At 69.3% G+C, this 20,653-nt stretch carries 17 protein-coding genes; 8 read left to right on the top strand and 9 right to left on the bottom strand.

Going from position 1 to position 20,653, the window contains the following annotated elements; all coding sequences use genetic code 11:
- Window positions 1-114 precede the first annotated feature (114 nt).
- The 4 genes from V8201_RS14025 to xseA form a co-directional block, all read right to left on the bottom strand.
- The gene (locus V8201_RS14025) at window positions 115-3,099 is read right to left on the bottom strand and encodes a TonB-dependent receptor domain-containing protein (RefSeq protein WP_336545672.1); all 2,985 of its coding nucleotides are present in this window, start codon (window positions 3,097-3,099) and stop codon (window positions 115-117) included.
- 279 nt (window positions 3,100-3,378) lie between these two features.
- Entirely contained in the window at window positions 3,379-4,218 is an 840-nt protein-coding gene (locus V8201_RS14020; RefSeq protein WP_336545671.1) for a M23 family metallopeptidase, read from the bottom strand.
- Window positions 4,215-4,415: a DUF2093 domain-containing protein gene (locus tag V8201_RS14015; RefSeq protein WP_037531669.1), complete on the bottom strand. Its 201-nt coding sequence runs from the start codon at window positions 4,413-4,415 to the stop codon at window positions 4,215-4,217. The genes V8201_RS14020 and V8201_RS14015 overlap by 4 nt, the downstream gene beginning before the upstream one ends.
- Window positions 4,416-4,427: 12 nt before the next feature.
- Window positions 4,428-5,849, bottom strand: coding sequence for an exodeoxyribonuclease VII large subunit (xseA, locus tag V8201_RS14010; protein ID WP_336545670.1), 1,422 nt, complete (start codon window positions 5,847-5,849; stop codon window positions 4,428-4,430).
- Here xseA and purD point away from each other — a divergent pair.
- Window positions 5,848-7,107, top strand: a complete 1,260-nt coding sequence (purD, locus tag V8201_RS14005) for a phosphoribosylamine--glycine ligase (RefSeq protein ID WP_336545669.1) — start codon at window positions 5,848-5,850, stop codon at window positions 7,105-7,107. The two genes, xseA and purD, sit on opposite strands and share 2 nt — an antisense overlap.
- A 59-nt stretch (window positions 7,108-7,166) precedes the next feature.
- Here the strand turns inward: purD and V8201_RS14000 are convergent, their stop codons facing one another.
- From V8201_RS14000 to tsaD, 3 genes are all read right to left on the bottom strand, one after another.
- A complete protein-coding gene (locus V8201_RS14000; RefSeq protein WP_271299933.1) occupies window positions 7,167-10,220 on the bottom strand; it encodes a TonB-dependent receptor plug domain-containing protein in 3,054 nt (1,017 codons plus the stop codon).
- A 153-nt stretch (window positions 10,221-10,373) separates the two neighbouring features.
- Window positions 10,374-11,351: an NAD(P)H-dependent glycerol-3-phosphate dehydrogenase gene (locus tag V8201_RS13995; RefSeq protein ID WP_336545668.1), complete on the bottom strand. Its 978-nt coding sequence runs from the start codon at window positions 11,349-11,351 to the stop codon at window positions 10,374-10,376.
- Window positions 11,348-12,376, bottom strand: coding sequence for a tRNA (adenosine(37)-N6)-threonylcarbamoyltransferase complex transferase subunit TsaD (gene tsaD / locus V8201_RS13990; RefSeq protein ID WP_336545667.1), 1,029 nt, complete (start codon window positions 12,374-12,376; stop codon window positions 11,348-11,350). The genes V8201_RS13995 and tsaD overlap by 4 nt, the downstream gene beginning before the upstream one ends.
- Before the next feature lie 85 nt (window positions 12,377-12,461).
- Here tsaD and hemC point away from each other — a divergent pair, with 85 nt between their 5' ends.
- From hemC to V8201_RS13975, 3 genes are read left to right on the top strand one after another with little or no spacing between them, the layout of a single operon-like run.
- A complete protein-coding gene (hemC, locus tag V8201_RS13985) occupies window positions 12,462-13,376 on the top strand; it encodes a hydroxymethylbilane synthase (protein WP_037531659.1) in 915 nt (304 codons plus the stop codon).
- Window positions 13,373-14,071: a uroporphyrinogen-III synthase gene (locus V8201_RS13980; protein WP_336545666.1), complete on the top strand. Its 699-nt coding sequence runs from the start codon at window positions 13,373-13,375 to the stop codon at window positions 14,069-14,071. The genes hemC and V8201_RS13980 overlap by 4 nt, the downstream gene beginning before the upstream one ends.
- Window positions 14,068-14,997, top strand: a complete 930-nt coding sequence (locus tag V8201_RS13975; protein WP_336545665.1) for a hypothetical protein — start codon at window positions 14,068-14,070, stop codon at window positions 14,995-14,997. The genes V8201_RS13980 and V8201_RS13975 overlap by 4 nt, the downstream gene beginning before the upstream one ends.
- Window positions 14,998-15,000: 3 nt before the next feature.
- Here the strand turns inward: V8201_RS13975 and V8201_RS13970 are convergent, their stop codons facing one another.
- Window positions 15,001-15,792: a DUF72 domain-containing protein gene (locus V8201_RS13970; RefSeq protein WP_271299929.1), complete on the bottom strand. Its 792-nt coding sequence runs from the start codon at window positions 15,790-15,792 to the stop codon at window positions 15,001-15,003.
- 34 nt (window positions 15,793-15,826) lie between these two features.
- Here V8201_RS13970 and V8201_RS13965 point away from each other — a divergent pair, with 34 nt between their 5' ends.
- Window positions 15,827-17,101, top strand: a complete 1,275-nt coding sequence (locus V8201_RS13965; protein ID WP_336545689.1) for a glycosyltransferase — start codon at window positions 15,827-15,829, stop codon at window positions 17,099-17,101.
- On the opposite strand, the gene V8201_RS13960 is transcribed toward V8201_RS13965, so the two are convergent.
- Window positions 17,086-18,489: a helix-turn-helix domain-containing protein gene (locus tag V8201_RS13960; RefSeq protein ID WP_336545664.1), complete on the bottom strand. Its 1,404-nt coding sequence runs from the start codon at window positions 18,487-18,489 to the stop codon at window positions 17,086-17,088. The genes V8201_RS13965 and V8201_RS13960 overlap by 16 nt on opposite strands.
- Window positions 18,490-18,585: 96 nt before the next feature.
- Between V8201_RS13960 and V8201_RS13955 the strand changes: the two genes are divergently transcribed.
- Genes V8201_RS13955 through V8201_RS13945 form a run of 3 tightly spaced genes read left to right on the top strand, consistent with a single transcriptional unit; the run spans window position 18,586 to window position 20,653 of the window.
- Window positions 18,586-20,112 (top strand): acyl-CoA carboxylase subunit beta, encoded by a 1,527-nt coding sequence (locus V8201_RS13955; RefSeq protein WP_271299926.1) that lies wholly within the window; start codon window positions 18,586-18,588, stop codon window positions 20,110-20,112.
- Between the two features lie 44 nt (window positions 20,113-20,156).
- On the top strand, window positions 20,157-20,444 hold the full coding sequence (locus V8201_RS13950; RefSeq protein WP_037531649.1) for a hypothetical protein: 288 nt from the start codon (window positions 20,157-20,159) through the stop codon (window positions 20,442-20,444).
- Window positions 20,441-20,653: a hypothetical protein gene (locus V8201_RS13945; RefSeq protein WP_037531646.1), complete on the top strand. Its 213-nt coding sequence runs from the start codon at window positions 20,441-20,443 to the stop codon at window positions 20,651-20,653. Before V8201_RS13950 ends, V8201_RS13945 begins: the two co-directional genes overlap by 4 nt.

Genomic DNA, 20,653 nt, shown 5'->3' with positions numbered 1-20,653 from the left:
CATCTAAGTGCTTGCAATTACGACGATAAGGCCGCGGTTACCTTGCTTTTTGACAACAAAAAAAGGGCGGCCTCTCACGAGGCCGCCCCCAAGGCGTTTGCAGTGTCGTCCGGCTTAGAGGCTGAACTTCACGCCAGCGCGGAAGTAGCGGCCGTAGATGCCATCGCCGGCCTGCACCGGGTTGTAGAGATAGGCGCCGTAGGTGACCGGATCGAGGCCGGGCAGGCGATTGAACAGGTTCAGCGCGTTGACGTAGAAGCTGAACTGGTCGTTGACCTTGACCGTCGTGTTGAGATCGAAGGTGATGTAGCTCTTGACGCGGCAGCCGGTATAGGCCGGGCTCGGCGCAAGGCTGCAATCGCCGGCGACGCCGCCCTGATCCTCCGCCGACAGGTCGTAGCCCGACGTGTAGTTGACCGTTCCGGTCACCGAATACGGCCCGACGAGCAGCGTGTTCTGCCAGTTGCCATGCCACCGGAAGGTGCCCGAACCAGCGGTCAGGTTGTAGTTGCCGAGCGTGTCGACATAGCTTTCCTTGTGACCGTCCGGGAAGGTCGTGCTGAGCTCAAGCTGCAACGTCGCGTCGAGGTTGCTGATCCAGGTGACATCGCCGAAGTTGAAGCGGGCGTTGGCGCCGAAATCGATACCCTCCGACTTCAACGTATTGGCGTTGACCAGTGCCGACGAGACATAGAGCACGCGCGGCGTCGCATTCGGGAAGGCCGGATCGGCCGCGTCCGGCGTGATGGTGAAGCCGGTCGGGATCGTCTGGCCGGCATAATAGGCGCGGAGCGCGTCACCCGAGGTCAGCGAAGTGATCGCCCCGGTCTTCTTGATGTTGAAGTAATCGACCGTCAGCGTGACGTTGCGGAGCGGCTCGAACACCACGCCGCCGGTGAAGCTGCGCGACTTTTCGGGCTTCAGGTCCGGCGTGGCGAGCGTCGTCGCGCCATAGCTGCCCGAGCGGATGTAGGTCGGGCACGCGGTGCTGAAGTTGGCTGTGGTGCACCCATATTGCGCGAGATACGCATCGTTGAACAGGCCCGCCGAGTTGGTCACATAACCGGTGGTCGGCAAGGCGTTCGCCTCGGCGAAGCTCGGGATGCGGAAGCCGCGCGAATAGGTGCCGCGCAGCGTCAGCTGGCGGAACGGCGTGAACTTGGCGCCGAACTTGGGCGAGAAATTGCTCTGACCGGTCGAATAATGGTCATAGCGGCCCGAAGCGTTGAGCGTCAGCTGCTCGAGCACCGGCGCGTTGAGCTCGCCGAACGCCGACGAGACGGTGCGATGGCCCGAGGTGCCGAAGGCGTTGATGCGGAAGTAACGCTGCGTCGGACCGTTGATGTCCGAGTTGGCGCTGGGCGAGTCGACCGCTTCGTAATAGACCGATCCGCCGAAGCCGAGCTGCAGATCGCCGCCCGGCAGCTGCATCAGCGATTTGCTGACGCTCGCCTGCAACTGGTACAGGTCGGAGCTGGAGTCGGTGATGTTGGTCGGCGTCAGATAGTTGAGCGTCGACTGGCTGGTCGCCGACGGATTGAGGAAGTTGTAGCTGCCGTCGGCGATCACATCGAGCAGGTGCTGGATGTAGACATAACCGTCGGCGGTACGACGCAGATCGGTGTGCATCGCGGTCGCGTCGACGCGATAGTCCCAGTCCCCGAGCACGGTGCCGTGGATGCCCAGCGCGCCGCGATAGACCCGGCTGCGCGTCTCGTTGCGCTCGACCGAGGTCGGCAGCAGACCGATCACCTGCGCGGTCTGGCCCGAGGCGGCATAGGGGTTGTTCGGGTTGAGCTGGCCGTTGCTCAGGAACACCGGCAGCGTCAGCGCCTGCGAACCCGGCGCATAGGACGCGGAGTTCGACCGGCTCGAATAGGGCTGGAAGTAGATGCCTGCCGGACCGTTGGCGTAGATCTGCGTCGGCGTGCCCGAATAGCTGCTGCGGCTCTGCTGGAAGTTGAACTCCGCATAGGCCTCGGACGTATCGCCGATCTTGGCGGTGAACTTGGCCGAACCACCGAACCGCTCGATCTCGGGCGCGACGGTGCCATATTGGTTGACCGTGTCCTGAGAGCAGATCGTCGCGGGGAGGACCGTCGCGCCGGTCGCGCCGGTGGCGATCGGCTGACCGGTCTGGCACTGGCTGTTGAGCAGGCTGTACTGCGTCCCGCCGGTCGGCCGCACATAGATGTTGGCGCCAGCGTTGCTCGCGCCGAAGGTGCCCGCATTGAGCGTGTTGTCCGGGCCGCCGATACCGGTCTGGTTCGACGAATTGAACGGATAGGGCAGGTCCGAATTGCGGACGCCGCCGCTGTGATAATAGAAGCCGCTGATATAGGCGTTATAGCCCTTCTCATCGAGATCGCCGGTACCCGCGGTCAGCGTCAGGCGCTGCGTCGGCGCGATGCCGCTCTGCGAGATGCCCGCCTCGGCGCGACCCGATACGCCGTTGAAGCTGCGCTTGGTGATGATGTTGACCACGCCCGCGATCGCATCCGCGCCGTAGCTCGACGAGGCGCCGTCACGCAGCACTTCGATCCGCTCGACGATATCGTCGGGAATGGTGTTGAGGTCGACGAAGTTGCGCGTCGCGTCGTCGGCGAGCGGATAATAGGCCGCACGCAGACCGTCGAACAGCACCAGCGTCGAGCTGCTCGACAGGCCGCGCAGCGACACCGCCGACGCACCGCCGGCGAAGGCGCCGTTGGCGGTGAACGAGTTGGTCAGCGCGGCGCCGTTGTTCGACGACAGGCGCTGCACCGCGTCCTGCACGGTGGCGATGCCGCGCTGATCGAGCGACTCGGCCGACAGCGTGGTGACCGGCGACGGCGTGATCGCCTGGCGGAACAGCGAGCCGGTGACGACGATGTCGGCGCCGCCGGTGCTCGAGTCGCCGGAGGCGCTCTGGAGCTGGCGTCCGGCATCGGCCTGGGCGGCGGCATCCTGCTCGGCGGCGGGCAGGTTATCCTGCGTCGCGGCGGGCTGCGTCGGCGCGGTGCTCGTCTGTGCCGAGACGGTACCGGCATAAAGCATCGCGAACGGCGTCACCGCTGCGAGCAGCGCGGCCTTGCGCGAATTACGATGAAACGTGGACATGAGTTTCCCTTGCCTGACCCTAACGGGCCGGCCCGCTATGGCGGTGCCGGCGCGGGTATTTGCCAAGCCCCCCTTGGCCGCGGGGGGCGACCGTCAAGAGACATGCGCCTGAAATGCAGGGGGATTTTTTTCGTGTAAACCCGCATGTCCAATAAGGGTCAGCTTTGCTGCAATGTGTCGCCCAAATGACACAATTTGCGCCCCCAAGAGGCCGCTGCAACGTTCCGGCTGCTCGCAAACGCAGCATAATGTACGGAAATGTCGTTTAAGCAGGCAGCGCTACGCGCCCGGCATCGGCCCCGCGACGAGCAGCGGGTCGAGCCGCGCGTCGTTCCAGCGCAGGCTCCAGTGGAGATGCGGCCCCGTCGCGCGTCCGGTCGCGCCGACCAGGCCGATCGGCTCGCCCTGGCGGACATGATCGCCGACGCGGACGTCGATCCGCGAGAGATGCAGGAAGGCGCTGTTGAGGCCATGGCCATGGTCGAGCATCAGCAGATGCCCTTCGAGCGTGAACGGCTGGTCGGCGGCGAGGATGACGACGCCGTCGGCGGGCGCGGTCACCGGCGCACCGGTCGGCTTGGCGATGTCGATCCCCGAATGATAGCTGCCCGGCTCGCCGCGATAGATGCGTTGCGTGCCGAACAGGCCGGAGATGCGGCCGGTCGCCGGCCAGCGGAACGTCTGCCGCCAGCCCTCGGCATCGGTGACGCGCGCGCGGGCGGCGACGATCCGCGCGAGCTCGGGCGGGCGCAGTCGCGCCATCACCGGGTCGGGGGCGGGAAATTTGGCGAGCCGGTCGAGCCGCTCGATCCGCCACGCGCGCGGCGCGACCGACAGTGTCTGGCTGATTTGCCGGCCGTCGGCGAGCGTCGCGACCAGCATCGCCTGCGGCGCAGCGTCGCGGTCGAAGCCGGCGATGAAGCGTCGATCGGTGAGCTCGACCGGCTGGCCGTCGAGCGTCACCGACACGCTGCCCGCGGGTGCGGTGCCGCTGATCAGCCCGCCCTGCGTCGGCACGCCGGTCCAGCGGAAAGCAGGAGCGGCAAGCGGCGCCGCCTGCGGCATCGCCGCCGCGGCGGGTGCGATCGCGGCGAGCAGCAGCAGCGCGGCAAGCCTCATTGCGGGCGCAGCGCCTCGCTGGCGAGATGCGCGCTCGCATAGGCGTGCTGGCGGTCGACGCTCCAATAGCGCAGGCTGTCGATCGGAATGCGCGCGCCGCTCACCGCGCAGACGACATGGTCGCCGGGGGTCAGGACGCGAAAGCCGTTGGCCATATAATGAAGCCGCGCCGGGCGGTCCGAATTCGAAACGAGCATGTCAGGGTCCTGTCAAAACAGCGTCGGCTGGTCGGCGCGGGGATAGGTCTTGGCGGGCTTGCGCTCAACCTTGCGCTCGCCGGGGCGGTCCGGCGCGGCATCGTCGACCGTCGCATCGACGCTGCCGTCGCGGAAGCGCAGCGTCACCGCGCCCGCCGCGCGCACCGCCGCGGCGGAGGCGAGCGTTTCCCCTGCCCCATCCTCCCGGCGCGCGGTGACGCGGGCATAGCCGCGATCGAGCACCGCATCGGGGTTGAGCGACTGCACCAGCCGCCATGTCGCGGCGAGCCGGTCGCGCTGGCGGTCGAGCTGCTGCTGCAACGCCGCCGGACGCAAGGCGCCACCCGCCCGATCGAGCTGGCCGCGCGCCAGCGTCACCCGCCGCTCCAACCCGCGGTCGAGCCGCTGGCCGGCGTCGTCGGCGCGCTGGCGCTGCGGGCCGAGCAAGGCGTCGCGCTTCGGCAGCAGCCGCGCGAGCGCGGTCATCCGCTCGCGCCCGCGCTCGACATAGCGGTGGGCGCAGCGCTGCGTGCGCGCGGCATGGCTCTGGATCGTATGCCGCAGATCGGCGAGCACCGGCACCGCCAGTTCCGCCGCCGCGGTCGGCGTCGGCGCGCGCAGGTCGGCGGCGAAGTCGCACAAGGTCGTGTCGGTCTCGTGCCCGACCGCGGAGATGATCGGGATCGTGCAGTCGGCGACCGCGCGGACCACCGCTTCCTCGTTGAACGCCCACAGATCCTCGATCGAGCCGCCGCCGCGCGCGACGATGACGAGGTCGGGGCGCGGCACCGGGCCGTCCGCCGGCATCGCGTCGAACCCGCGCACCGCCGCGGCGACCTCTTCGGCCGCCCCCTGCCCCTGCACCTTGACCGGCCAGACCAGGACGTGGCTCGGGCAGCGATCCTCGAGCCGGTGGAGGATGTCGCGGATCACCGCGCCGGTCGGCGAGGTGACGACGCCGATCGTCCGCGGCAGATAGGGCAGCCGCCGCTTGCGCGCGCCCTCGAACAGGCCTTCGCCGGCGAGCTTCGCCTTGAGTTTCTCGAACAGGGCCATCAGCGCGCCGGCGCCGGCGAGCTCCATCCGTTCGATGACGATCTGATATTTGGAGCGGCCGGGATAAGTGGTGAGCTTGCCGGTCGCGATCACCTCGATCCCGTCCTGCGGCGCGAAGGCGAGCGCATTGACCTGCCCCTTCCACATCACGCCGTCGATCACCGCGGCATCGTCCTTGAGCGCGAGATAGACGTGCCCCGAGGCGGCGCGCTTATAGCCCGAGATTTCGCCGCGGACGCGGACGTGGCCGAACTCACCCTCGACCAGCCGCTTGAGTTTGAAGCTGAGTTCGCCGACCGACAGGGCGAGCGCGTTGTCGCCGGGGCGCTCCTCGGCTAGCAGCCGGGCGTCGTCGGTATCGGATAGGAACTCTGGCATGAACGTCCTGCTGTTGGGCTCAGGTGGCCGCGAGCACGCACTCGCTTGGAAACTGGCGCAATCGGCCCTCCTCGATACGCTCTATGCCGCGCCTGGCAACCCCGGCGTCGCGCGCCATGCGACCTGCGTCGCGCTCGATGCGACCGATCATGCCGCGGTGGTGGATTTCGTGGCGGACCATGACGTTGGTCTCGTCGTGATCGGGCCGGAGGCGCCGCTGGTCGATGGTCTTGCCGATAGCCTGCGCGCCGCGGGCGTGCCGGTGTTCGGGCCGGACAGGGCCGCCGCGCAGCTGGAAGGATCGAAGGGCTTCACCAAGGATTTGTGCCGCGAGGCGGACATCCCGACCGCAGGCTATGTCCGGGTCGGCAATCGCACCGAGGCGGAGGCGGCGCTGGCGAGCACCTTCTCCTATCCCGTCGTGATCAAGGCGGACGGACTCGCCGCGGGCAAGGGCGTGGTGATCGCGACCAGCGAGGCGGAGGCGGCCGCGGCGTTCGACACGATGTTCGACGGCGGCGATGCGCCGGTGGTGATCGAGGAGTTCCTCGACGGCGAGGAGGCGAGCCTGTTCGTGCTCACCGACGGCGTCGCGCTGCTGCCGTTCGGCAGCGCGCAGGACCACAAGCGCGTCGGCGAGGGCGATACCGGCCCCAATACCGGCGGCATGGGCGCCTACAGCCCCGCCCCGGTGCTGACGCCGGCGCTGGAACGGCGCGCGCTCGACGAGATCGTCGCACCGACGGTGAAGGCGCTCGCCGAGCGCGGCACGCCGTTCAGCGGCGTCCTCTACGCCGGGCTGATGCTGACCGCGACCGGCCCCAAGCTGATCGAATATAATGCGCGGTTCGGCGATCCCGAATGCCAGGTGCTGATGCCGCGCTTCGCCGGCGATCTTCTTGAGACGATGCTGGCGGTGGCACGGGGCCGGCTCGGCGAATTGTCGCCCGCCGCCTTCCGGGACGAGGCGGCGATGACGGTGGTGATCGCGGCGGCGGGCTATCCCGGCACGCCGGCGCCCGGCGGCGCGATCCGCGGCATCGACGCGGCGGAGGCGACCGGCGCGATCGTCTTCCAGGCCGGCACGCGGCAGGACGGTGATAGGCTGGTCGCGTCGGGTGGGCGGGTTCTCGCGGTGACCGCCACCGGCACCGACATCCGCGCGGCGCGCGACGCGGCGTACCACGGCGTCGCGGCGATCGATTATGCTGACGGTTTCCACCGCCGCGACATCGGCTGGCGCGAACTGGCGCGCTGATACGCAAAGGCCCGCCGGATCGCTCCGGCGGGCCTCGTCGTCATGGTCGGTGACGGCGATCAGAAGGTGATCGTCGTGCCGATCGCGATGTTGCGCCCGAGCGCGTCGTAGCGCTGCGGGATCGTATTGTTGCGCGCGAGGCTGATGCTGTACGAATTCGCCAGGATCGGCGGGTTCTTGTCGAACAGGTTGTTCGCGATCACGCGGAAGGCGAACTGCCGCGCGATGTTGAAGGTCAGCGCGAGGTCGAAATAGCTGGTCGGTGCGATCCGGTAGAAGGTCGTCTGCGCCCGGTCCGGCGTGCCGCCGATCGCTTCGTCGCCCGAATTGTTGGCGCTGGTCAGCGAACCGACGTAGCGCCAGTTGAACGAGGCGTTGAAGACATTGTCCGCGGTCGAATAGGTGGTGCGCAGGCCATGCGACCACTTCGGCAGCAACTGGCTGCACCCGTTGCCGAAATAGCCGGTGCAATTGCGCTGCGGCTGGACCGGCGAATCCTGCCCGCCGGCAAAGGTGGTCAGCGAGCCGTTGAAGTCGAAATCGAGCCGCCCGGCGCCGCCGAGGCCGAGCGCATAGCTGCCCTGGAAGTCCCAGCCGCGGGCGATCGACAGATAGTAATTGGTCGTACCCTGACGGATGAAGCCGCTGGTCGGATTGTTCGCCGCCGCCGCATACAGCGTGCCGTTGGCGTCGCGGACGATCCCCGAACAGAAGAAGGAATCGCCGCCCGAGCGCAGGCAGCCGTCGGTGTAATAGCTGTAATCGTTATAGCCGAGCGAGTTGTTGATCTTGATCCGGTAGCGATCGACCGAAAACACCAGACCCTTCACGAAGCGCGGCTTGACCACCAGACCGTAGGTCTGGGTGTAGGCGGTCTCCGGATCGGCGGTGAAGCCGCCCGAACGCACCGTGCACTGGTCGTTGGGGCAGAGCAACGTCGTGCTGCCGTACAGCGTATCCGACAGGCCGGTGGCGCGGCACACCTCCCGCGAGGCGATCGGCGCGCCGTAGGTGGTGACGCCGTTGACGGTCGTCACCGTCGGCGCGCAGAAATCGTTCTGCGAACCGCCCTGCCGCGTATAGCTGATGTTCGACGCCTGATAGGCCTCGACCACGGTCGGCGCACGCTGCGCCTTGTTGAACGAGGCGCGCAGCGTCAGGTCGGCGACCGGCGCGTACAGGCCCTCGATCTTCCAGGTGGTGAATTTGTTCGGGTTGCTGCTGTACTTGGACAGGCGGTAGGCACCATTGGCCTGCAGCAGATGCGCGAACGGGCGATCCTGGATCAGCGGCGCCTGCACCTCGATATTGGACTCCCAGACATGCTGGGCAAGATCGGACGGCGAGCCGCCGTAATCCTCGATGAAGCCCGGCGTCAGCTGCGAGAACTGGCGGTCCTTGCGGAATTCCGTGCCGAGCGCGAAGGCGACGCCGTCGGTGGCGAGCGGCGAGGTGATGCCGTATGTGCCGAGGTCGCCGGTCATGTTCGCCTGCACGTCGTAGAGCAGGCCGACCTGCTTCTGGATCGCCGGGGCGAGGTCGCCGTACAGATAGTTGATCAACGCCTGGTTGCTGTTGCCGGCGCTGAACGCGTCAAACGGCACGCAGCCCGCCGCACCGCTCGCGCAGGTCGGCACGCCGTTGACGTTGACGACGTTGAGCGCGTTGTTGACCCGGTCGAAGCTCGGCAGGCGCGACGAATCCCAGATCTGCTGGTTGCGTGAGAAGACGCCGCCGACGTCATAGGTCCAGGCATCGCCGACCTTGCCGCGCACGCCCGCGGTCGCGCGGATGCCGGTGTTGGTATAGGTATCGGTCATGAACGGCGCGTTGAACCGATAGCGGATGTCGACCGGCACCTGCGTCGCGGTGCCTGCGGCCGCGCCGCACAGGATGCCCGCCTGCTGCGTCGACAGGAACGGGTTGTTGCAATTGACCAGGAACGGATCGGACCCGTAGTTCGCCGCGGCGAAGACGCGCGTCGGATAGCGGTTGATCGAGCGGTCGCGGAACCATAGCGCCGAGCCATAGACCTCGAACTCGGGGGCGAGCTTCAGCGTGACGAAGCCGCCCGCATTCACCCGATTGTCCTGCCGCTGGTAGGAATAGCCGTCATAGGGATTGGCGGCCTTGCCCGCGCCGGTGCCATAGGGAACGAAGGTGCGCGTGCCGGCGGGATCGTTGACATATTGCCGGCCGGCGTTGGTACCGGTGCTCGGTGAGACATAGCCGCTCACCGAATAGGTCGAGATCTGGCAAGACAGCGGGCCGTCCTTGGTCGCCTGATTGAGCTGGCAGGCCGAGATCGAGCGCGCGTCATAGGGCACCAGATCGGCGTGGCGATAATTGACGAAGCCCGACAGGTTGAGCTTGCCGTCGAACAGCGACGTACCCGCGGTCAGCGCGATGTCGGAACGGCCGCCGTCATTGACCTGACCGAGCCGCGGCGAGAAGCCCGATGCCTGGGCGGCGCTGGTGACGATGTTCGACGTGTTGTTGTGATTGTAGAAATTGTAATTGGCGTCGATCCGCACGCCGGTGAAATTCTGCTTGAGGACGAAATTGACCACGCCGGCGATCGCGTCGGAGCCGTAGACCGACGACGCACCGCCGGTCAGCACGTCGACGCGCTCGATCAGCGACACCGGGATGATGTTGGTATCCTGCCCGTTCTGCGTGCCGAGGCGCTTGCCGTCGACGAGCACCAACGTGCGCTCGAAGCCGAGGCTGCGCAGTTTGATCCGCTGGCGTCCGTCCGAATCCTGATAATTCTGCTGACTGTCCGGCGAGATCTGCGGCAGGCGGTTGAGCACCTCTTCGACGTTGATCGGCGCCTGCGCGCGGATGTCGGCGGAGGTGACCGAGGTGATCGGCGCCGCAGCGGTGATGTTGGGGCGCACGATGCGCGTGCCGGTGACGACGATCTCGCCGCTGCCGCTGCTGTCCGGCGCCGTGCCGCTGATCGTCGCGGCCTTGGTGTCGCTGCTGTCGGCGGCGGTATCGGTCTGCGGCGGCGCGGCATTGGTATTGTCGGCGGTCTGCGCGATCGCCGGCGCGGCGACCATCATCCCGCCGACCAGGGCGAGACAAGATACGTGCGTTCTCCAGTTCATTGATACGGCCCCTTAACGGGCTGCGATCATTCGCTAGCCCGTATACGAACTTCGCCAGCCCGCGTTCGCCGTCAATACCGAACTATGACCTATTGATTACAATGTTGCGCGATTGTGGCTATATTGCACCAGTTCGGCTCTATCGTGACGGCGTTACGGCGCTTCCTGTCGTAACGGCCGCGCCAGCAACGCGCCGACCACCGCATCGACCGGCGCACCCTCCAGCAGGCGGCAGACCGCCTGCGTCACCGGCATGTCGACCGCTGCCGCCAGCGCCGCCTCGCGCAGCACCGGGGCGGTGAACGCGCCCTCCGCCACCGTCCGCCGGTCGGCGAGCAGCTCCGCCGCGGCACGTCCCTGTCCCAGGCCGACGCCGAGCGAGAAGTTGCGGCTGCTCGTCGACGAACAGGTCAGCACCAGATCGCCGAGGCCGGACAGGCCGGCGAGCGTCTCGGCGCGTGCCCCGCGGGCGAGGCCGAAGCGCGTCATCTCGGCGAAGCCGCGCGCGATCAGCGCGGCGCGCGCATTCTGGCCGAGCCCGGCGCCGTCGACGACGCCGCAGGCAATCGCCAGCACGTTCTTGACCGCGCCGCCGATCTCCGCGCCGATCACGTCGTCGCTCGCATAGGGACGGAAATGCGGTGCGGCGAGCCGGTCGGACAGCGCCCGCCCGAGTGCCGCGTCCGCCGCCGCCAGCGTCACCGCGGTCGGCAGGCCGGCGGCGACCTCATGCGCGAAGGTCGGGCCGGACAGGACCGCGACCGGTGATTGCGGCTGCACCGCGCGCGCGACCTCGCCGACGAGCAATTGCGTCCCCGCCTCGATCCCCTTGGCGCAGAGCACCAGCGGCTGGCCGCGTGGCGCGAGCTGGCTCAGCACGCCGCGGACGTGCTGCGCCGGCGCGACGACGAGCAGGGCGTCGCGATCGGCGAGATCGGCAAGGTCGCCGGTGGCGCGGATCGACGCCGACAGCGGCACGCCGGCGAGGAACAGCCGGTTCTCCTGCGCCGTGTTGATCGCTGCGACCACCTCGGGCTCGCGCGCCCATAAGGTCACCGGCGCACCGCGATGCGCCGCCACCTGCGCCAGCGCGGTGCCCCAGGCGCCGCCGCCGATCACCCCGATCCTCATGCCTTCACTCCTGCACCCCGCACCGCCGCCGCATCCGGATCGAGCGGCCAGCGCGCCCGCGCCGGCACGTCGAGCGGGTCGGTCAGCCCCGCCGCGAACCGCTCCGCCCCCGCCCAGGCGATCATCGCCGCATTGTCGGTACACAGCCACAAAGGCGGCGCGACGAAGCGCAGCCCGCGTTCCGCCGCCAGATCCTGCAAGGCGGCGCGCACCGCGCCATTGGCGGCGACACCGCCCGCGACGACCAGCGCGGTCGCCGCGACCCCGGCGATGCCGCGACGGGTGCGGTCGATCAGACAGTCGACCACCGCCGCCTGGAACGAGGCGGCGATATCGTCCCCCTCATGCTGCCCGACCGCGCGCGCCACCGCGCTCTTCAGCCCGGCGAAGGAGAAATGCGGCTCGGCCGAGCCCTTGAGCGGGCGCGGCAGCGGCACGATCGGCCGCCCGCGCGCCGCCGCCTGTTCGACCATCGGTCCGCCCGGAAAGCCGAGCCCGAGCAGCTTCGCCGTCTTGTCGAACGCCTCGCCCGCGGCATCGTCGATCGTCGTCGCGATCCGGCGATAGCGCGCGACGCCCTCGACCAGCAGCAACTGGCAATGCCCGCCCGATACGAGCAGCAGCAGATAGGGGAAGTCCAGATCGGGATCGGACAGGCGCGGGCTGAGCGCATGGCCTTCGAGATGATTGACCGCGATCAGCGGCTTGCCCGCGGCATGCGCCAGCGCCTTGCCGGTGACGAGCGCGACCATCACCCCGCCGATCAGCCCGGGGCCGGCGGTCGCGGCGACCGCGTCGACCTGATCGAGCCGCAGCCCGGCATCGGCGAGCGCGGCGCGGACCAGGGGATCGAGCGCCTCGACATGCGCGCGCGCCGCGATCTCGGGCACCACGCCGCCGAACGGCGCATGCGCGCTCTCCTGCCCGAGCAGGCGGTGGCTGAGCACGCGCCGATCGCTGGTGACGATGGCCGCGGCGGTCTCGTCGCACGACGATTCCAGCCCGAGGATAATGCGTTCCGACATGGCGAGGCGTCTTACCCGCGTTGCCGGAGGTTGTCGAAGGGTGGCGATTTCGGCCAAGGCAGGCGCGGACGATGCGGGAGCGAGCATGGCGATCAACTTCAGGCTGGGCACGCGCGGATCGCCGCTCGCGCTGACGCAGGCGGCGATGGTGCGCGATGCATTGTGCGCGGCGCACGGCTGGGCGGCGGAGACGGTGGCATTGGTCGTCATCCGCACCACCGGCGACCGGGTGCAGGACCGCCCGCTCGCCGAGATCGGCGGCAAGGCGCTGTGGACCAAGGAACTCGACCGCGCGCTGCTCGAGGAGGAGATCGATGCCGCGGTCCATTCGATGAAAGACGTCGAGACGATCCGCCCGGCGGCGATCCGGATCGCGGCGATGCTGCCGCGCGCCGACGTCCGCGACCGGCTGATCGGCGCGGACACTGTCGCGGCACTACCGGCGGGGGCGGTGGTCGGCACCAGCTCGCCGCGGCGGCGCGCGCAACTGCTGCGGCTGCGGCCAGACCTGTCGGTCGTCACCTTCCGCGGCAATGTCGATACGCGCCTCGCTAAGCTGGCGGCGGGCGAGGCGCAGGCGACCTTGCTCGCCGCGGCGGGGCTCGACCGGCTCGGTCGCGACGGTGTCGGCCGGCCGATCGCGACCGACGACATGCTGCCCGCCCCGGCGCAGGGCGCGGTCGGGATCGAGGTGCGCCATGCCGATCATCGTGCCGCGCTGATCGTCGCGGCGATCGACGATCCGGCGACCAGCGCCTGCGTCGCCGCCGAGCGGGCGCTGCTCGCGCACCTCGGTGCGGATTGCCATTCGCCGGTCGCGGCGCTCGCCGCGCTGTCAGGCGCGATGCTGACGCTGCGCGCCGAGCTGATCGCCGAGGACGGCAGCGCCTGGGTCGAGGGCAGCGGCGAAGGTACCGACGGTGCGCTCGTCGCCGCCGAACTCGCTGCCGACCTTCTGGCGCGCGCGCCCGCGGTGGTGCGGCAGCTGTTCCAGCCGTGAGGCCGCACGTCTGGCCGGGCGCGCTGGTGGTGCGGCCGGCGCCGGGCGATGCGCGCAGCCTCGCCCGCCTCCACGCCGGCGGCGGCGATGCGATCGGCTGGCCGCTGTTCGCCGCGACCGGCGTCGCCTGGACGCCGCCCGCCGCCGCGGGCTTCGACAGCCTGCTGCTGACCAGCGCCAATGCGATCCGCCACGCCGGCGACGGCCTCGCCGTATTCGCCGCGCTGCCGGTGATCGCGGTCGGGTCGCAGACCGCGCGCGTCGCCGCGGCGGCCGGCCTCGACGTCGCGGTGACCGGCGCAGGCGGCGTCGCCGCCGCGCTCGCCGCAGCGGATGCGGCAGGGCTGCGCCGGCCGCTGCACCTTGCCGGCCGCGATCACGTCGCGAGCGGACATCCGACGGCGATCGTCTATGCCAGCGTCGCGCTGCCGGTCGATGCCGCCGCCTTCGCCGCCGCCGCGACGGACCGTGTCGTGCTGCTCCATTCGGTACGCGCCGCGCGCCGCGTCGCCGATCTGCTCGCCGATCGACGCGCGCGCAGTGCGATCGCCGCGCTCAGCCCCGCGGTATGCGCCGCCGCGGGCACCGGCTGGGCCACCGCCGCCACCGCCGCGAGTCCCGACGACACGTCGCTCTGCACGCTCGCACTGTCTATGATTGACCGTGCGGCAGGGGGCGGGGATAAGAGGTCATGACCGACTATGAGCCGATCGACGCCAGGCCCCCGCGCGGCGCCCGTACCGGCCTGTTCCTGGCGATCATCGCCCTCGCCTTCGTCGCCGGTGCGGTGCTCACCGGCTATCTGATGAAGCGCGTCGGCTGGCTCGGCGGCACGGCTGTGACGACCACCGGTCAGCGCACCGCGCCCGATCCCGCCAATTTCAATCCCGCGCAGCCGCTCAACGCCAATGGCCAGGCGACCAATGCGGCGCTCGACCCGACTGCACTCGCCTCGCGCGAGGCGACGCTCGCCGGCCAGCTGACCGCGCTCGAGGCGCGGACCGCGGCGGTGACCAGCGACGCCGCCGCGGCCGGCGTGCAGGCCGGGCGCGCCGAAGGGCTGCTGGTGGCGGTGGCGGCACGCCGCGCGCTCGATCGCGGCACCGGGCTCGGCTATCTCGAAGAGCAGCTCCGCAACCGCTTCGGCACCGCCCAGCCGCGCGCCGTCGCCACCGTCATCGACGCCGCACGCCAGCCGGTGACGCTGGAAGACCTCCGCCAGGGGCTCGATGCGATCGCGTCCGAGATCGCGACGGTGAGCGGTGACAATTGGTGGGCGCGCCTGCGCCGCGAACTCGGCAGCCTCGTCGTGCTGCGCAAGGCGGGAACGCCGTCGCCGCGCCCCGCCGACCGCCTCGCCCGCGCACGTCGCCTGCTCGAAGGCGGCCAGGTCGAGGCGGCACGCGCCGAGGTCGCGCGGCTGCCGGGGGCGGGCGATGCGGGCAATTGGATGCAGGCGGCGAATCGCTACGTCGATGCCCGCCATGCGCTCGACCAGATCGAGAATGCCGCGCTGGTCGTCGCCCCGGCCAAGCCCACCGTCACCGCCGCCCCGGCCGACGTGCCGGCGGCGAGCGAGGCACTGGCGAACGAGGAAGCGACGACCTCGGTCGGAATGTGACCGTCAGCCCCGCACGCGGTCGATCAGCGCCATCGCGCCGTGCGGCGCCCGTACCTTCGCACCGTTGATGAAGAAGACGAAGGTCTCGCGCGGCGTCTTCGCCGGTGGTTCGGCGATCACATAGGGCAGGCCGTCGGGCTGGCCGCCCGCCGCCCAGACCTGCGCCGCCGCGGCCCAATCGTCGAGCGCCGCATCGCTATAGCCGGCAGGATTCGCCTCCTCCGCCGCCTCGAGCCGGGCGTAGACGAAATCGCCGGTGACGTCGGCGATCGCCGGATAATCGGTCGAATCGGCATAGACGATCGCGACCTTCGCCTGGCGCGCCATGGCGATGAAGGCGGGGTCGGCAAAGCTGTCGTGGCGCACCTGGATCGCATGGCGCAGCGGCACGCCGGCGTGCGCGGCGGGCAGCAAGGCAAGGAACGCGGCCATGTCGTCGGGATCGAATCTCTTCGTCGCCATGAACTGCCACAGGATCGGCCCGAGCCGGTCGCCGAGCTCGACAATCCCCTGTCCGACGAAGCGTTCGATCGATTCGCCCGCGTCCGCCAACACCTTGCGGTTGGTGCAGTAACGCGACGCCTTGAGCGTGAAGACGAAGCCGTCCGGCACCGCCGCCGCCCAGCCGGCAAAGCTCGCCGGCTTGAAGCTCGAATAATAGGTGCCGTTGATCTCGATCGCGGTCAGGCGCGCCGCGGCATAATCGAGCTCGCGCTTCTGCGGCCATTTGGCGGGATAGAAGCTGTCGCGCCACGGCGCATAGGTCCAGCCGCCGATGCCGATTCGCACTGTCATGGCATCATCATACCAGAGCGGCACAGGCGTGACGATGAAGGCCGTGCTGGTGACGATCGGATCGCTCGGCGATCTCTACCCCTTTATCGCGATCGGGCGGGCGCTGGCGGCGCGCGGCGTCGCGGTGCAGCTCGCGGTGCCCGCCGATCATGTCGCGACGGTGCGGGCCGCCGGGCTGGCGGCGGACGCGATCCTGCCGAGCTTCGCCGACATCTGCGCGCGGCTCGGCATCGATGAGGCGAGCGCGGCGCGGCGGGTCATCACCCGGCGGCGCTTCGTGCTCGATGCGGTGATCCTGCCCTCGCTCGTCGACAGCAGCGCGCGGCTCGACGGTCTGGCGGCGGATGCGGACATCGTCGTCGGCTCGCCGTTCGCCCTCGCCGCCGGCATCATCGCCGAGAAGCGCCGGCTGCCGCTGGTCGCGATCAACCTCCAGCCGATGGCGCTATTCTCCGCCTGGGACCCGCCGCGGGCGCCCGATTGCGCGGCACTGATCCCGACGCCGCGCGGCCCCCTCGGCCGCGGCTGGAACGGCGCGCTGATCGGCGCGGTCAAAGGGGCGGTGCGGTTGCGCTATGGCGGCGCCGTCGACCGGGTCCGCCGCGCGCACGGCCTCAACGCCGCCAAGCTCGCGCCGGTGTTCGATCCGGTGCCGGCGCAATGCGCGACCCTCTGCTGCTACTCCCCTCTGCTCGCCCCGGTGCAGCCCGACGCGCCGCCGGCGAGCGAGGCGATCGGCTTTCCGCTCTACGACGGGGCCGAAGAAGCGGACGATCCGCAGCTCGCCTCCTTCCTCGACGCAGGGCCGCCGCCGATCGTCTTCACGCTCGGCTCGTTCCTCGTCCGCGCGCCGGGGACCTTCTATGCCGAGGCTGCTGCCGCCGCCGTCGCGCTCGGCCGGCGCGCTGTGCTGCTCACCGGCGGCGCGGCGCGAGTGCAGGAGGGCGCGGTGCTGCGGCTCGGCTATGCACCGCATTCGGCGCTGTTCGCGCGCGCCGCGCTGGTCGTCCACCATGGCGGCATCGGCACGACCGGGCAGGCGATGCGCGCCGGCGTGCCGCAGCTCGTGCTGCCCTTCTTCGGCGATCAGTTCGACAATGGCGCCCGCGTCGCCCGGCTCGGCATCGGGGCGACGATGCGCCCGGCGGCGTTCCACGGCCGCGCCGCGGCGGCGATGCTGGCGCGTCTGCTCGCCGACCAGTCGATGGCGGCACGCGCCGCTGCCCTCGCCACCGAGGTGCGCCGCGAACGCCCGGCCGAGATCGCCGCCGACCGGATCGTCGCGCGCGCCGCTCATTCGAAGCGATAGGGGACGATCGCGCGCCGGTCCGGATCGACGAGCAGCGCGCGCCCGGCCGGCGGAAAGGCGCGCTGGTCGCAGTCGCGGCGCGGGCAGATGCGGCACGACGGGCCGATCGGCGTCGCGCCGTCCGCGCCGGCAAGGTCGAGCCCGTCGCCATAAACGAAGCTCGCCGCATGTTCGATCTCGCAGCCCAGCACCACCGCATAGCGGCGCGGCACCTGGCGGTAGCTCGACGTCGCCTTGACCAGCCCCTTGGCCATCGACACGTAGCGCGCGCCATCGGGCATTTCGGCGACCTGGACGAGGATGCGGTCGGAGATCGCCACCGCCTCATGCGCCACCCACAAGGGGCAGGCGCCGCCATATTGCGCGAATTGCAGCCGCGTCGCCGAATGCCGCTTGGTGATATTGCCCGCCATGTCGATCCGGCAGAAATAGAAGGGCACGCCAGGCAGGCCCGGCCGCTGCAGGGTCGACAGCCGGTGACAGACCTGTTCGAAGCTGACGCCGAACTGCTGCCGCAACGCATCGACATCATGGCGGACCGCGCGCGCCGCGGCGCGGAAGCGCGCATAGGGCATCAGCAGCGCCCCCGCGCCGTAATTGGCGAGGCCGACGCGCAGCAATTCGCGCGCCGCCTCCGATCGCAGCGGCGCGCCGGCGACGATCCCTTCGATCAGGTCGGCCGCCTCGAGCCGGATCAGCTGATGCGCGAGCTGGAAATGCCGCGTCTCGATCGGCTGCGCGCCGTCGATCGTCAGCGTGCCTGCCGCGGCGTCATAGGCGCGCAAGGGCGCGGCCATGCCGTCGTCGATCACCCGCACCGTATGCGCGGCCTGCAGCCGCTCGATCAGCGCGCGGCCCTGCGGCAAGGCGTCGGCGAGCGCCTCGGCGCAGCGGTCGAGCGGATCGATGTAATTGCCGCTCGCCTGGAACCAGTCGCGCACCTCTTCCCAAGGAAGCAACGTCGGCGTCGCCTGCGCATCGACGCGATCGTCGAGCACGCGCAACTGTTCCTCCGAGCGGCGCAGGGCGGCGTGGAGCGCGATCATCCGCCGCGCCAGCGCCGGCTGCTGCTGGAGCGCGCGGACCACCTCGGCCTCGTCGAGCAGCGCGGCGGGCACGGAGGGGTCGGTCCCCGCCTCGACCGCGCCGACCAGCATCGCGCTGTCGTCCTCCGGCGCGACGTCGACCCAGTCGAGCGGAAAGGCTCGCGCCAGCGCGGCGAGCACGCCGCCGGTCACCGGCCGGTCGCCGCTCTCGATCTGCGACAGGTAGCTGGTCGAGATACCGATCCGCTGGCTGAGCTGCATCTGGCTGAGCGCGAGGCGGGCGCGCAGCGCGCGGACGCGATCGCCGGCGAACAAACGGGGGCGGGGCGCCGGGCGGGTCATCCCCCTCCCCTAGTTTGCAAACCTGCCGATTGCAATTTTGCAAAACCACAGTTGCGACGGCGCGCTAGGCTGGCAAAGACGCGAACAGGAGAGTGTATGTCATCGACGCTGAACGAGCTCGAACGCCGCCGATCCGCCGCCAGAGCGGGCGGCGGCGAAAAACGGGTCGCAGCGCAACACGCCAAGGGCAAGTTGACCGCCCGCGAACGGCTCGAGATCCTGCTCGACGAGGGCAGTTTCGAAGAGGTCGACATGTACGTCGAGCATAATTGCGTCGACTTCGGCATGGCGGAGCAGGTCATTCCCGGCGACGGCGTCGTCACCGGATCGGGCACGATCAACGGCCGTCTGGTGTTCGTGTTCAGCCAGGACTTCACCGTCTTCGGCGGTTCGCTGTCCGAACGGCACGCGCAGAAGATCTGCAAGATCATGGACATGGCGATGAAGGTCGGCGCGCCCGTGATCGGCCTCAACGACAGCGGCGGCGCGCGCATCCAGGAGGGCGTGGCGAGCCTCGGCGGCTATGCCGAGGTGTTCCAGCGCAATGCGCTGGCGAGCGGCGTCGTGCCGCAGCTCAGCCTGATCATGGGGCCGTGCGCGGGCGGCGCGGTCTATTCGCCGGCGATGACCGACTTCATCTTCATGGTGAAGGATTCGAGCTACATGTTCGTCACCGGCCCCGACGTGGTCAAGACGGTGACGAACGAGGTGGTGACGCAGGAAGCGCTCGGCGGCGCGGTAACGCACACCACCAAGACCAGCGTCGCCGACAATGCCTTCGATAACGACATCGAGGCGTTGCTCGCCGCGCGCGATTTCATCGACCTGCTGCCGCTGTCGAACCGCGAGGGCGTTCCCGAACGCCCGACCGCCGATGCCTGGGACCGGATCGAGCCGAGCCTCGACACGCTCGTCCCCGCCTCCGCCAACCAGCCGTATGACATGCACGAGCTGATCCGGAAGGTGGTCGACGAGGGCGACTTCTTCGAGACGCAGCCGACGCATGCCGCCAACATCATCACCGGCTTCGGGCGGATCGAGGGGCGCACCGTCGGCGTCGTCGCCAACCAGCCGATGGTGCTGGCGGGCGTACTCGACATCAACAGCTCGAAGAAGGCCGCGCGCTTCGTCCGCTTCTGCGACGCCTTCGACATCCCGATCGTCACCTTCGTCGACGTGCCCGGCTTCCTGCCCGGCACCGCGCAGGAGCATAACGGCATCATCAAGCACGGCGCCAAATTGCTCTTCGCCTATGCCGAGGCGACCGTGCCCAAGATCACCGTCATCACCCGCAAGGCCTATGGCGGCGCCTATGACGTGATGGCGTCCAAGCATCTGCGCGGCGACCTCAATTACGCCTGGCCGACCGCCGAGATCGCGGTGATGGGCGCCAAGGGCGCGGTCGAGATCATCTTCCGCGGCCGCACGCCCGAGGAGATCGCCGAGCGCACCGCCGAATATGAGGCGCGCTTCGCCAACCCGTTCGTCGCGGCGAGCAAGGGCTTTATCGACGAGGTGATCCAGCCGCATTCGACCCGCCGCCGCATCGCGCTCGGGCTGCGCAAACTCAAGGGCAAGGCGCTGGAGAACCCGTGGAAGAAGCACGACAACATTCCATTGTGAGCCTTTTTCCTGCACATTATAAGGTCATGTGAAGGAGACGTCGCATGCAGACCGAACGCGTGACCTTTCTGACCACCCCCGAACATAAGGCGTCGCTCGACGCCTTCGCGCGCGACAACGGCATGTCCGTGGGACATGTCGTGCGCGAGGCGACCGTAGAATATCTTTCCCGTCCAGAGGCTGTCGAAGACGCGGAGCTGGCCGCGCTCGTCGCGGAGGCCAATGACGCCATTCCCAAAATGGCGGCTTCGATTGATCACATGATCGCGACACTCGACGCAAGTCATAGCCGGGTCGACAGATTTCTGCGTGAGATGGGGGTCCGGCGATGAGCATGGTAGGCGATGCCTTCAATGCGCTGCGGCAGGTCATCCTGATGCAATCGCGCCTCGACCAGCTCGATGGCCGGATCAGCCGCATGGCGGGCGACATCGACGGCCTGACGGATGCGCTTTCCACCTTGCGCGATCGGATCAGCCGGCTCGAAGGCGTGATCGAGGGCGCCGTCATGGCGACGCGGCAGCGGCGGATCGAGGATTGA

Source organism: Sphingomonas kyungheensis, from assembly GCF_037120395.1.
GTDB lineage: Bacteria > Pseudomonadota > Alphaproteobacteria > Sphingomonadales > Sphingomonadaceae > Sphingomonas > Sphingomonas kyungheensis.
Note: the sequence above shows the minus strand (reverse complement) of the source record. Positions and strands in the feature narration are given on the sequence as shown.

What these genes read in the sequence shown, in the direction of transcription:
- V8201_RS13970 (WP_271299929.1), bottom strand. Translation starts at nt 15,792, where the DNA reads ATGACAGTGCGAATCGGCATCGGCGGCTGGACCTATGCGCCGTGGCGC.
- purD (WP_336545669.1), top strand. Translation starts at nt 5,848, where the DNA reads ATGAACGTCCTGCTGTTGGGCTCAGGTGGCCGCGAGCACGCACTCGCT.
- V8201_RS13975 (WP_336545665.1), top strand. Translation starts at nt 14,068, where the DNA reads ATGACCGACTATGAGCCGATCGACGCCAGGCCCCCGCGCGGCGCCCGT.
- V8201_RS13950 (WP_037531649.1), top strand. Translation starts at nt 20,157, where the DNA reads ATGCAGACCGAACGCGTGACCTTTCTGACCACCCCCGAACATAAGGCG.
- V8201_RS14020 (WP_336545671.1), bottom strand. Translation starts at nt 4,218, where the DNA reads ATGAGGCTTGCCGCGCTGCTGCTGCTCGCCGCGATCGCACCCGCCGCG.
- V8201_RS13945 (WP_037531646.1), top strand. Translation starts at nt 20,441, where the DNA reads ATGAGCATGGTAGGCGATGCCTTCAATGCGCTGCGGCAGGTCATCCTG.
- V8201_RS13965 (WP_336545689.1), top strand. Translation starts at nt 15,827, where the DNA reads ATGAAGGCCGTGCTGGTGACGATCGGATCGCTCGGCGATCTCTACCCC.
- V8201_RS13960 (WP_336545664.1), bottom strand. Translation starts at nt 18,489, where the DNA reads ATGACCCGCCCGGCGCCCCGCCCCCGTTTGTTCGCCGGCGATCGCGTC.
- hemC (WP_037531659.1), top strand. Translation starts at nt 12,462, where the DNA reads ATGGCGATCAACTTCAGGCTGGGCACGCGCGGATCGCCGCTCGCGCTG.
- V8201_RS13995 (WP_336545668.1), bottom strand. Translation starts at nt 11,351, where the DNA reads ATGAGGATCGGGGTGATCGGCGGCGGCGCCTGGGGCACCGCGCTGGCG.
- tsaD (WP_336545667.1), bottom strand. Translation starts at nt 12,376, where the DNA reads ATGTCGGAACGCATTATCCTCGGGCTGGAATCGTCGTGCGACGAGACC.
- V8201_RS13955 (WP_271299926.1), top strand. Translation starts at nt 18,586, where the DNA reads ATGTCATCGACGCTGAACGAGCTCGAACGCCGCCGATCCGCCGCCAGA.
- V8201_RS14015 (WP_037531669.1), bottom strand. Translation starts at nt 4,415, where the DNA reads ATGCTCGTTTCGAATTCGGACCGCCCGGCGCGGCTTCATTATATGGCC.
- V8201_RS14000 (WP_271299933.1), bottom strand. Translation starts at nt 10,220, where the DNA reads ATGAACTGGAGAACGCACGTATCTTGTCTCGCCCTGGTCGGCGGGATG.
- V8201_RS14025 (WP_336545672.1), bottom strand. Translation starts at nt 3,099, where the DNA reads ATGTCCACGTTTCATCGTAATTCGCGCAAGGCCGCGCTGCTCGCAGCG.
- xseA (WP_336545670.1), bottom strand. Translation starts at nt 5,849, where the DNA reads ATGCCAGAGTTCCTATCCGATACCGACGACGCCCGGCTGCTAGCCGAG.